Genomic DNA, 12,738 nt, shown 5'->3' on the forward strand with positions numbered 1-12,738 from the left:
AGTAGTGAAAGGGAGTGATGAAATGTTTGATTTTGAATATCATTTAAAAAACCTTCCTTCTAAGCCTGGAGTTTATTTAATGAAAAATTCTCTTGGAGAAGTCATTTATGTAGGAAAAGCTAAGATATTAAAAAATAGGGTAAAAAGTTATTTTCAAAACTCTAAGAATCATAGTGAAAAAGTTAGGGTAATGGTTAAGCATATTGCTGAGTTTGAATATATTGTTACAGATTCAGAAATGGAAGCATTAATCTTGGAATGTAACTTAATAAAAAAATATAGTCCACGCTATAACATATTACTAAAGGATGATAAGTTTTATCCATTTATTAAGATAACTATTAATGATGACTTTCCAAGGGTCTTTGTTACAAGAAACTATTCTAAAGATGGAAGCAAGTATTTTGGACCATATACTAATGGAACAGCAGTATATGAAACAATTAATTTAATAAATAAAATTTTTCCTTTAAGGACTTGTAAGCTTTTAATTAAAGAAGGTGGAGAAAAGGTAAGACCTTGTTTAAATTATCATATTAAGAAATGTTTTGGACCATGTGGTGGCTATATAAACAAGGCAGAGTATGGTAAAATGATAAAGGATGTTATAGATATTTTAAGTGGAAGAGATAATACTGTTTTAAAAGTGCTTCAAAGTGAAATGGAAGAGGCATCTTTGAACTTAGAATTTGAAAAAGCTGCAGATTTAAGAGATAAAATTATAGCTATAAAAGCTATAGTTGAAAAACAAAAGATATTTAAAACCATGGACGGCGATGAAGATTTTATAAATATCTACAGAGATGAAAAAGATAGCTGCATACAGATATTCTTCTCTAGAGATGGTAAGATTATTGGAAGAGAACATTTTATTTTTGAAAATACAGCGGAAGACTCCATTGAAGAAATATTAGAGGAATTTACAACCTCTTTTTATGGAGGTACTGCAAAGGTTCCAAGAACCATATATGTTCCAGAATTAAGTAATATTGAGTTAGTTGAAGAATATTTAACTATTAAAAGAGGAGCTAAGGTTTGGATTAAGGTTCCACAAAAGGGTCAAAAAAGAGAAATGCTTGAGATGGTAAAAAATAATGCTCAAATAACCTTAGAAAAATTTAAAGATAAGTACTTAATGGACAAGGAAATCAATAAGATAGCATTAGAAGAACTTCAGGAATTATTAGATTTAGAGATTTGGCCTTCAAGAATTGAAGCCTATGATATTTCCAATATACAAGGTGTTGATTCAGTAGGTTCAATGATTGTCTTTGAAGAAGGACGTTCTAAGAATAGTGATTATAGAAGGTTTAGAATAAAAACTGTTAAAGGTGCCAATGATTATGATAGTATGAGAGAAATACTAACAAGAAGATTTTCTCATGGATTAGAAGAAGTAAAGGCGATACAAGAATCTAAGCTACAATTTTCAGCAGGTAAGTTTTCTAATTTTCCTGATATTATAATGATGGATGGTGGAAAAGGGCAGATAAATATAGCATTAGAAGTACTAAGGGATTTAAATATAAGTATTCCTGTTTGTGGACTTGTTAAAGATGATAAACATGCCACTAGGGGGATTATTTATAATAATGAAGAACTTATTATTAATAGAAGCTCTAATTTAATGCAGCTTATAAGAAGAATTCAAGATGAAGTACACAGGTTTGCTATAACATATCATAGAAGTTTAAGAGATAAAAGGACTCTTCATTCTATACTTGATGATATACCTAATGTAGGAGAAAAAAGAAGAAGGGCCTTACTAATGAAGTTTGGTAGTGTAGATAACATAAAAAGTGCAACTTTAGATCAATTATTAGAGACTCCAAGCATAAATAATAAAGCAGCAGAGAGTATTTATAAATATTTTAATGGAAATGAAAGCAAATAGCTTAAAATCCTTGTTAAATGGGATAATTTAATTTATACTATTTAAATATAATTAATTAAGAAATAAGGAGCTAACCATGAATAAATATAATAAATTAGGAAATTTGTTTAGCCAATTATATAAAGAAGAATATATAAAGATAGATGAGCCATTAAAAAAGTATGTTAATTTCAAAGTTGGTGGACCAGCTGATATTTTATTAATTCCTGAAACAAAGTCGCAAGTAATTGAAAGCGTTAAGATATGCAGGGAAAATAATATTCCTGTATATGTTATAGGAAATGGTTCTAACTTGCTTGTTAAAGATGGAGGAATCAGAGGAGTAGTAATTTTATTAACATCATTAACTGGAATGGAAGTAGTAGAAGAAAAAATAGAAGTTGAAGCAGGAGTTATGCTTAAAGCAGTTTCAGATAAAGCAATGGAGCATTCTTTAACAGGATTTGAATTTGCTTGTGGTATTCCAGGAACTATTGGAGGAGCAGTGTTTATGAATGCTGGTGCTTATAATGGTTCTATGAGTGATGTAGTTGAAAGTATAGAGGTTATTAGTGAAAATGGAGAAATAAAGACTTTATCTAAAGAAGAATTAGATTTTGGTTATAGATCTTCTGCTGTAATGAAAAAGGGATATATAGTTTTAAGTGCTACTTTAGACTTAAAACATGGTGAAGTAAAGACTATTAGGGAAATGATTACAGATTTAACTGAAAAGAGAGAATCTAAGCAACCGCTTGAGTACCCATCAGCAGGAAGCACATTTAAGAGACCAGAAGGTTATTTTGCAGGAAAGTTAATTCAGGATGCTGGATTAAAAGGGTATGAAATGAATGGGGCAGCAGTTTCTAGCAAGCACTCAGGTTTTGTTATTAATAAAGGTGGAGCAAGAGCAAAGGATATATTAAATTTAATTAAACATATTCAAGATGAAGTCAAAAAGCAATTTGGTGTAGATCTTCATACAGAAGTAAGAATTGTTGGAGAAGATGAAAATTAATTTATAATTTATAATTAAGGGGATGTATTACTGCATCTCCTTTTTTGTCGTGATATAATTAAATTAATGATGGAGTTAAGTATAATATAGTATTATTTTAGGAGGAAAAGATACATGAGATTTATAATTGTAACAGGACTATCTGGAGCAGGAAAATCAGAGGCAACAAATACATTAGAGGATATGGGGTATTTTTGTGTAGATAATTTACCACCAAAACTTATAAAGAAATTTGCAGAAGTATGTAAGCAAAGCCAGGGATCAATTGATAAAGTTGCCTTAGTTATGGATATTAGAGGTGGTATTTTCTTTGATGATTTATTTGAGAGTTTAAGTGAATTATCTAGGGAACAATTCCAATATGAAATATTATTCTTAGATACTTCAGATGAAGTACTGGTTAAGAGGTTTAAGGAAAAGAGAAGAAGCCATCCATTAGCACCAGGTGGAAGAGTGATTACAGGAATTGAACTTGAAAGACAAAAGCTTAGAGAAGTAAAGGATAAAGCTGATGTAATTATAGATACATCCAAGTATGCTATAAAGGATTTAAGAGAAGAAATGGCTAGAAAATTTGGTGATAAAGAAATGCCAGAAAAACAAATGGCTATTACTATATTAAGCTTTGGCTTTAAATATGGAATTCCTGTAGATTCAGATTTGGTGTTTGATGTAAGATTTATTCCAAATCCTTTCTATATTCCAGAACTTAAGCCGTTTTCAGGTAATGATGAACCTGTAAAGAACTATGTTATGGATCAGATAGAAACACAAACATTTTTAGAAAAAGCAAATGATATGTTTGAATTTTTAATTCCTAATTACCAAAAGGAAGGTAAGAGACAGTTGATAATTTCCATTGGATGTACAGGAGGAAGACATAGATCAGTGGCAATAGCCAATTCAATTTATGAAACACTACATTCTAATAATCACGATGTTTATGTAGAGCATAGAGATATTAAGGAAGATGTACATAAGGGAGATAAAAAACTATGATGATAAAAGAGAATAATGAGGTTAAGGTTGTGGTTATAGGTGGAGGGACTGGACTTTCCACCATGTTAAGAGGATTAAAAAAATATACAAGCCATATAACTGCTATTGTGACTGTAGGTGATGATGGTGGAGGGTCAGGCAAGATAAGAGAAGACTTAGGAATGCTTCCACCGGGAGATATAAGAAACTGCATTTTAGCATTGGCTGATACAGAACCTTTAATGGAGGATCTGTTACAATATAGATTTACTGAAGGTAGTTTAAAGGGGCAATGCTTTGGGAATCTTTTTTTAGCGGCGATGGCGGGTATAAGTGAAAATTTTGAAGATGCAGTACAAAAAATGAGTTCAGTTTTAGCTGTTAAAGGGAAGGTACTACCAGTAACTTTAGATGATATGAAACTTGTTGCTGAATTGGAAAATGGTGAAATAATAGAAGGTGAATCAAAAATACCTAGTGAAGTTATTGTAAGAAAAACAAGCATTAAGAAATTAGCTATTAAGCCTATTGATGCAAAGCCATTGGAAGAAGCAATAAAATCAATAAATGGTGCAGATGTTATTATTATGGGTCCAGGAAGTCTTTATACAAGTATAATACCTAATCTTCTTGTAAAAGGTATATCAGAAGCAATCTGTAAAAGTGATGCTAAGAAAGTATATATTTCAAATGTAATGACTCAGCCAGGAGAAACTGATGGATTTAAAGTTTCTAACCATTTAAAAGTACTAATGGATTATGGAGTATCAGGAAATATTGATTATGTTATTGCTAATAATGGAATAATTCCTTCAGATATTAAAGAAAAGTATGCTAGAGAAAATGCTGAACTAGTAGTTTTAGACTATGAAAATATAAATAACTTAAATGTAAAAATTATTGAAGCAGACCTTATTAAGATTACTAAGAGATATGTTAAACATAATGCAGACAAATTAGCAGAACTTATTATGAAGAATATGTAAAAGAAATGAATATAATTTTTAAAAAGTATTAGTTGTTGGAAAGAATAAAGATTGGCTTTAGAGGAGAGTTCAGATATTTTATGGTGGTTAATTAGCACTTAAAAATTAAATGAACTTTCCAGTTTATTAGTGTGATACATACGGAACAGTTTATGATATAATACATAATGTATTTTAAATTAGTTAGGAGAAGGAATATATGTCGTTTTCAGCAAAGGTTAAGGGAGAAATATGTAGATATACGGATATATCCATAGAAGAGGCATTGGCAGAGATTTCTGCAATAATGAAAGGCAGTGGAACAATTGGATTTAGTGGAAGAGGACTTAGCTTTAAGATAACCACAGAAAATCCAGCATCAGCAAGACATATATTTACTATATTAAAAGAATATTTTGATATACATTCTAAGCTGATGGTTAAAAAGAGCAATTCACTTAAGAAGAATAATATATATATGGTATTAATAGATGAAGAAATGGGTGTAAGGGATTTATTAAAGAAGACAGGGATTTTTCAAGAAATTGATGGAGTATTAACTTTAGATTATAAGATAGATCCTGAAATGATAAAAACTGATGAATATAAAAGAGCTTATATAAGAGGAGCATTCATTGGTGGTGGAAGTATCAGTAATCCTGAAAAGACATATCATTTAGAGTTTGTAATTCATAGTGAAGAATACGCTAAAGATTTATGTAAATTAATAAATTCTTTTGGATTAAATTCAAAAGTTATACAAAGGAAAAACAGTTATATTATTTATATAAAAGAAGGAGAACAAATAGTAGACCTTTTAAATATAATAGGAGCTCATACTTCTTTGCTAGAGTTAGAAAACATAAGAATAATGAAGGAAATGAGAAATAATGTTAATAGGCTTGTTAATTGTGAAACTGCCAATTTAAGCAAGACAGTAAATGCAGCAGTAAGACAAGTTGAAAGTATTAAGCTTATTCAAGAAAAGATTGGTCTTAAGAGATTACCTAAGAATCTGCAGGAAGTAGCAGAATTAAGATTGAGCTACCCTGATGAATCACTTAAAGAATTAGGTGAAATGTTAAATCCACCAGTAGGTAAATCAGGAATAAATCATAGACTAAGAAAAATTGAAAAAATTGCCGAGGAAATAAGAAGTGGAAATTATTAAAATAACTAAAAAGGGGTGATATTTTGTCAAAGGAATTTTGCCATCTTCATTTGCATACTGAATATAGTTTGCTAGATAGTTCAGCTAAAATTAAAAAGCTTATAGCAAGGGCTAAAGAACTTGGTATGAAAAGCATAGCTATAACTGACCATGGTGTCATGTATGGGTGTGTAGCTTTTTATAAGGAAGCAGTGGCAAATGGAATAAAGCCAATACTAGGATGTGAAGTTTATGTTGCAGCTAAATCCATGAATATAAAGGTTGCAGATAAAGAAAATTCTACAAATCACTTAGTATTGTTGGTGAAAAATGAAATTGGTTATGAAAACTTAATGAAGATAGTGTCGGCAGCATCAATTGATGGTTTTTATTATAAGCCGAGGGTTGACCATGAATATTTAAAAAGCCATAGTGAAGGTATAATTGCCTTAAGTGCATGTCTTGGAGGAGAGGTACAAAGAGCTATAATGGCAGATGACTATGAAAAAGCCAAGAAAGTAGCTTTAGAATATAAAGATATTTTTAAAGATGGTTTCTATTTAGAAATACAAGATCATGGCATGGAAGAGCAGCGTAAGGTTATAGATTGGAATATGAAGTTATCTAAGGAAACTGGTATACCACTTATAGCAACTAATGATGTTCATTATTTAACTCAAGAAGACTCAAAGGCCCATGACATATTGATGTGTATTCAAACAGGAAAGACCATTGAAGATACCAATAGGAGAAGGTATCCTTCAGATCAGTTTTATTTAAAGTCAGCTGATGAAATGTGGGATTTATTTTCTTATGTACCAGAAGCATTGGAAAATAGTATTAAGATTGCAGAGGAATGTAATTTTGATTATGAATTCCATGTATCAAAGTTACCAAATTTTCCTGTACCAGATAATAAGGATCATTTTGAATACTTACAGGAAGTCTGTTATGGTGGTCTTATTGAGAGGTATGATGTCTTTGAAGGCTTTAGGAATATGCCTGTAGATGTTAAATCCATTAAGGATTTTGCAAACACTAATGAAGAAGCATTAGGATATGTGGAAAGACTTGAATATGAGCTTGGTGTTATTAATGAAATGGGGTATGTTGATTACTTTTTAATAACTTGGGATTTTATTCATTTCTCCAACGAACATGGTATTCCAACTGGACCTGGGCGTGGATCTGCGGCAGGTTCAATTGTAGCTTATACTTTAGGAATAACAAAGATAGACCCTATAAAGTATAGTTTAATCTTCGAGCGTGAATTAAGATGCGCTCATTAAATTGGGTGAATTGCTGGAAAGCTAAACTAATAATAATTAGCATGCTAATCAGCAGCCAAGTCTAGGAATAGCTAAATGTACTAGAAAGGTTCAGAGACTAGAGAAGTGAGTAGCTAAGCAATAATCTTCTCCACGAGTGCCCAACATACCAAATAAAATATGATAAGTATGGAAAATATATCAAATGGAATAAATGAAGAAACTGCGTATATTTTAGGATTAATACTTTCAGATGGGTGTTTGAGTTATGATATACATTCGAAAAGATATAGAATAACAATATCTATGAATGATTATGATATATTAGAATATTTACGAAGTACCTACACACCTTTAAAGAAACTATATGTATATAAGAATAAAAAAGGAAAAAGTGAGACATATACATTTATAACCACTGATGAATACGACATTAAATTTTTAAGAATTGTTGGAGTGGGAGAAAGAAAAAGCAAATATATAAGACTTCCTAAAATTAATGATAGATATATGAGAGATATGATAAGAGGTATATTTGATGGAGATGGAAGTGTGTATATAAATAAAACTAAAGGAATTTATAAATCGGAAATAAAAGTATATGAATATGTAAATGCTTCATTCACAACAGGTTCTAAAAAGTTTGCAGAAGATTTACTAAATATACTTTCAGAGAATTATATTAATGCTCATATAGTAAAAGATTCAAGAAAGAAGAAAGAGTGTTGGTACGTAAAGATATATTCTAAATTAGATATAGAGAAGTTTTATAGATATTTATACCTAGATACATATATTTATCTAGATAGAAAACGAAGTTTATTTGGTATGATGATATAGTCCAAACTGAGATAGAAAAGACTATCTGATGAAAATGAGGGAAACCTCCAGAGCACGGAATAAAGAGTCCGTGGTTAATAATAATTTGTTCTTAAATCCAGAAAGAGTTAGTATGCCAGATTAAAAGACTAGTTTATATGAATTATTTATATAATAATTCAAAAATATATTTAGATAGGAAATATGATAAATATAATATTTTAAAAAATATGAAATAAGCTAGTTTATAGTCGTGCATGTTAGAAATAGCATGCTTAAAGAGCCTCGAATTGCTGGAAAGTCCTTAGAGCCTTTTAAACCAAAGCAGAAGGATGAAATAAGCTTAAATGTAATGGTGGTTTAACCATAAAAATTAAAAGGATTGGATAACCAGCAGCCAAGTCTTGAAGAGAGAAAGGTCCAACGACTAGTGCAAAGGCACGTAGCATTTATTTTAGTTATATTTGCGAAGTGGGGCATCCCAAACCGTAAAGGGCGGTGGGAGAAGATATAGTCTATACCCACTGAAAAATCAGTGTTAAAGTATCTTGAAAAAGAGGGTAGTAATAGATAGATTCGGATTTTTGTTACGAAAGAAGACAAGAAGTAATTGATTATGTTGTTGATAAATATGGTGTTAACAATGTATCACAAATAATTACTTTTGGTACTATGGCAGCAAGAATTTGTATAAGAGATGTAGGTAGAGCTATGAATTATTCTTATGCAGAGGTTGATAGAGTTGCCAAGATGATTCCTACAATGCTAGGGATAACCATAGAAAAGGCTTTAGATATGAATCCAGAGCTTAAGGCAGCATATGATACTGATGATAGGGTGAAAACTCTTATTGATGTAAGTAAGACGTTAGAAGGCTTACCGAGACATTCATCTACTCATGCGGCAGGTGTTGTTATTGCATCAAAGCCATTGGTGGAATATGTACCATTACAAAAAAATGAAGATAACATAGTAGCTCAATTTGATATGACAACATTGGAAGAATTAGGGTTACTTAAGATGGATTTCCTTGGTCTTAGAACATTAACAGTTATGAGTGATGCTGTTAAAATGATTAAAGCAAACCGAGAAATAGAAATAGATTTAGACAAGATAAACTTTGAAGATAAAGAAGTTTATAAGATGATTGGTGAAGGAAAAACAGCAGGGGTATTCCAATTAGAATCACCAGGTATGACTTCATTCATGAAGGAACTTAAGCCAGACTGTTTAGAAGATATCATAGCTGGTATCTCTTTATATAGACCAGGTCCTATGGCTGAAATTCCAAGATATATTGAAGGTAAGAGAAATAAAGACAGTGTACATTATGAAACGCCTGAATTGGAAGATATTTTAGACGTAACGTATGGTGTAATGGTGTATCAAGGTGCGAAACGTTCTACAAATATAAAAATTATAGAAATATAATATAAAATTGTAGGGATATATAAATATCTAACTTATCATTTGAAATGAAAGGTGAAAGTCCTTTTAAGAACTGTTAAGGGCAGTTCTTCCCTAAGCTACGACATGCATTAATAGATTAACATATTATATGTATGAAGCTCGTTAAAGTCGGTGAAAATTGGACCTGAAAAGTGGTTAAAGAAGTAATCGGGGGTCTATAAAATTAATATGGCTACGAATAGAAATTCTCGTTTGATGAATCGACAACCATTAATATGCTAAAAAGAAAGCATACATTTAAGTGTAAATTATATATTCTTGGTTATGTAATTTATGGTTATTAATATAATCGTCTTTAGCTAACCCTTATAAAGCGAAAAGATACTTAACGGTTCTAGAGAAAGCCTAAGTTAATATGTAAAGATAGAATGATAGGAACGTTTGAACTCATTCCATAGATGCTAAGATAGTTAGTTATCGACGCTATGAATAAATAGGAAATGATTTATGAAGAATGAGGGCAGCAGCCTGTAGTAGCTGAGAAGTAAAGTAATTTTTACGGAGCCAAGGGGCATAGTTAATTCAGAATGTATGTTCTCTAGTGTGTTGGAAATAATATACTAGAGGTGGTTAAAAATGAGATACGATATTGAAATGAAAAATAAAGCAATAGAATATTATTTAGTTGGTTATTCAGCAAATCAAGTATCTAAGATAGTAGGTGTGAATGAAGCTACTATTAGAAAATGGATTAAAGAAAAAAATATTGAAGTTAGAAATGGTGGAAGTTATAACAAGAAATATGATGAAGAGTTTGTTAAATATATTTGGGAATTATATGAAAGTGGACTGAATACAACAGAAATAACTAATAAATTAGGTTTAAAAAGAGGTATAGTATCATATTTGTTAAGAGAAAATAGTTATAAGATGAATCATAGGGGTCCAAAGTCTATGATAGGAAGAGAAGATTATTTTGATCGTATTGATTCTTTTGATAAAGCATATTATTTAGGTTGGATAATGGCAGATGGAAATGTAAGTATAACTAATGGTCAATATTCCCTTAAAATACATATTGCTATTAAAGACAAAGAATTAATTGATAATTTTTTAAGTGCAATTCAATCAAAAAACAAGACTAAAGTAAGGAATGGAAAAAATACTAGCTATTATGTTAGTTTAACTTCTAGGCATATGTGTGAAAGTCTAATGAATTATGGAATTATACCACATAAAACAGGATTAGAAGTATTTCCAAAAGATATTACAAAAGAATACTATAGGGATTTTATACGTGGTGTATTTGATGGTGATGGAATTACTGATATTAGTAAGAAACGATCAGGATTTGTTGGTAGTTATAATTTAGTAAATAGTATTCTAAGTATACTTAATTATAAAGAGATACGTATTTTTAAAACTAAGAGTGAAAATATTTTTTATTTTTTAGGCGGTAAGAAATTTTCTAAGTTTTTATTTCAATATATGTATGAAGATAGAGAACTTTATTTAACAAGAAAATTCGAAAGAATGAAATACATTTGTGAGAATTAATGGAGCGCCGTATGCGGTGAAAGTCGCACGTACGGTGTGAAGTGGGGGAAAACAAAGCCTGACCGTTAAGACGAAGGTGGAGTTACCTATCACTATAGCAGGTAATGGAAATAGTTAGAAAGCTTGGAGGGTATTCCTTAGGAAGAAGTGATATGGTTAGAAGAGCCATGTCTAAGAAAAAACATAGTGTAATGGAACAAGAACGTAAAAACTTTATTTATGGAATTGTAGATGAAGAAGGAAATGTTGAAGTTCCAGGTTGCTTAAGAAATGGGATAAGTGAAAAAGCGGCAAACGACATCTTTGATTCAATGATGGATTTTGCTTCATATGCTTTTAATAAAAGTCATGCAGCAGCTTATGCAGTAGTTGGTTATCAAACTGCATATTTAATGCATTATTATCCTGTTGAAACAATTGCAGCTATGTTAAATTCCATGATGGGAAGTTCAGAAAAGGTTGCACATTACATTAACTTTGCTGAAAGCCAAGGAATTCAAGTTCTTCCACCAAACATAAACGAGAGTTATTCTAAGTTTACTGTAAAAGGTGATAAAATAAGATTTGGGCTTGCAGCTATAAAAAATGTAGGTATTAATGTGGTTGATAGTATAGTTGAAGCTAGAAATTCAAAAGGTAAATTTGAATCAATAACAGACTTTATCAATAAAATAGATTTATCAGCCATCAATAAAAGAGCTGTAGAAAGCTTAATTAAAGCTGGAGCATTAGATGATTTTAAAATATTTAGATCAAAGCTTTTAGCTGTACATGAAAAGTTGATGGATAGTATGGCAAGTGAAAGAAAGAGAAATATAGATGGTCAAATAAGCTTATTTGGATTAACGGAAGATGAAGATTTTAAAGCACCAGAAGTTATGTATCCAAATATAAAAGAGTTTGCTAAAAATAATTTATTAGCAATGGAAAAAGAAATGACAGGTCTATATTTATCAGGACATCCTCTTGATGAATATGCTAAAAGTTTAAAGGTGATGACATCTACAACCATACAAAAGATTTATGATTGTAAAGAAGCACATAATGAAGGTATTGACCATGAAGAATATTCAATACATGATGAAGATAAAGTGGTTGTTGGTGGAATAATTACAGAAGTTACTCAAAAGGTTACGAGAAATAATCAAATAATGGCTTTTATTAAAATTGAAGATTTAAGTGCTACTATAGAAGTTATAGTTTTCCCTAAAACTTTAGATAGAGTAAGAAATTTAATTACTGCTGATGCCTTTGTTATTATTAAGGGAAGAGTGAGTATGAAAGAAGATGAAGCTGTGAAGATTATCTGTGAAACTATGGAACCTCTAGAAAAAGTAGATTCATCTAAAGTTTATGTGAGAGTTGATAATTTAGATATGGCCAGAGCCACTAAGCCAAAGCTTATGGAAATTTGTAATGAATATGCAGGAAATACACCTTTGTATGTATTTACAGCAAATGATAGAAAAAATTATAGAATGCCAAGAAATATGTGGGTAAATTTATCTAGTGATATATTTGTAGAATTAGAAAAAGTATTTGGTGAAGGTAATGTTAAAATAGTAGAATAAAAATGACCTGGCTTAGTTAAAGTCAGGTTATTTTTTAAAGTACAGGAAAGTATAAAATTTTCGATGGCTGAAAGTTATATGTTATCTAGCATTCAGCCTTTAAATATGTTAAATTTATTAATTATAAAT

6 protein-coding genes and 4 pseudogenes are annotated in these 12,738 nt (G+C 30.5%); all 10 read left to right on the top strand.

All coding sequences use genetic code 11. From position 1 onward, the window contains the following. The first annotated feature begins 22 nt into the window (after positions 1 to 22). Positions 23 to 1,894, top strand: a complete 1,872-nt coding sequence (uvrC, locus tag BHW04_RS06160) for an excinuclease ABC subunit UvrC (RefSeq protein WP_302699204.1) — start codon at positions 23 to 25, stop codon at positions 1,892 to 1,894. A gap of 76 nt (positions 1,895 to 1,970) precedes the next feature. Beyond that, positions 1,971 to 2,891, top strand: coding sequence for a UDP-N-acetylmuramate dehydrogenase (gene murB, locus BHW04_RS06165; RefSeq protein ID WP_302699205.1), 921 nt, complete (start codon positions 1,971 to 1,973; stop codon positions 2,889 to 2,891). 114 nt (positions 2,892 to 3,005) lie between these two features. Continuing rightward, positions 3,006 to 3,890: an RNase adapter RapZ gene (gene rapZ, locus BHW04_RS06170; protein WP_302699206.1), complete on the top strand. Its 885-nt coding sequence runs from the start codon at positions 3,006 to 3,008 to the stop codon at positions 3,888 to 3,890. A 23-nt stretch (positions 3,891 to 3,913) separates the two neighbouring features. Then, positions 3,914 to 4,843 (top strand): annotated as a pseudogene (locus BHW04_RS06175) (gluconeogenesis factor YvcK family protein); the annotation flags it as partial. Positions 4,844 to 5,054: 211 nt separating this feature from the next. After that, positions 5,055 to 6,005, top strand: a complete 951-nt coding sequence (gene whiA, locus BHW04_RS06180; protein WP_302632389.1) for a DNA-binding protein WhiA — start codon at positions 5,055 to 5,057, stop codon at positions 6,003 to 6,005. A 20-nt stretch (positions 6,006 to 6,025) separates the two neighbouring features. After that, positions 6,026 to 7,258, top strand: a pseudogene (gene dnaE, locus BHW04_RS06185) (DNA polymerase III subunit alpha); the annotation flags it as partial. A gap of 183 nt (positions 7,259 to 7,441) precedes the next feature. Then, entirely contained in the window at positions 7,442 to 8,092 is a 651-nt protein-coding gene (locus BHW04_RS06190; protein WP_302699207.1) for an LAGLIDADG family homing endonuclease, read from the top strand. A gap of 549 nt (positions 8,093 to 8,641) precedes the next feature. Continuing rightward, a pseudogene (locus tag BHW04_RS06195) lies at positions 8,642 to 9,460 on the top strand (DNA polymerase III subunit alpha); the annotation flags it as partial. Positions 9,461 to 10,117: 657 nt separating this feature from the next. Then, entirely contained in the window at positions 10,118 to 11,038 is a 921-nt protein-coding gene (locus BHW04_RS06200; RefSeq protein ID WP_302699208.1) for a terminase gpP N-terminus-related DNA-binding protein, read from the top strand. A 98-nt stretch (positions 11,039 to 11,136) separates the two neighbouring features. Next, a pseudogene (locus tag BHW04_RS06205) lies at positions 11,137 to 12,609 on the top strand (helix-hairpin-helix domain-containing protein); the annotation flags it as partial. Between the last annotated feature and the right edge of the window lie 129 nt (positions 12,610 to 12,738).

Origin of the sequence: Clostridium sp. 29_15 (assembly GCF_001916075.1) — a bacterium.
Classification (GTDB): Bacteria; Bacillota; Clostridia; order Clostridiales; family Clostridiaceae; genus Clostridium; species Clostridium lentum.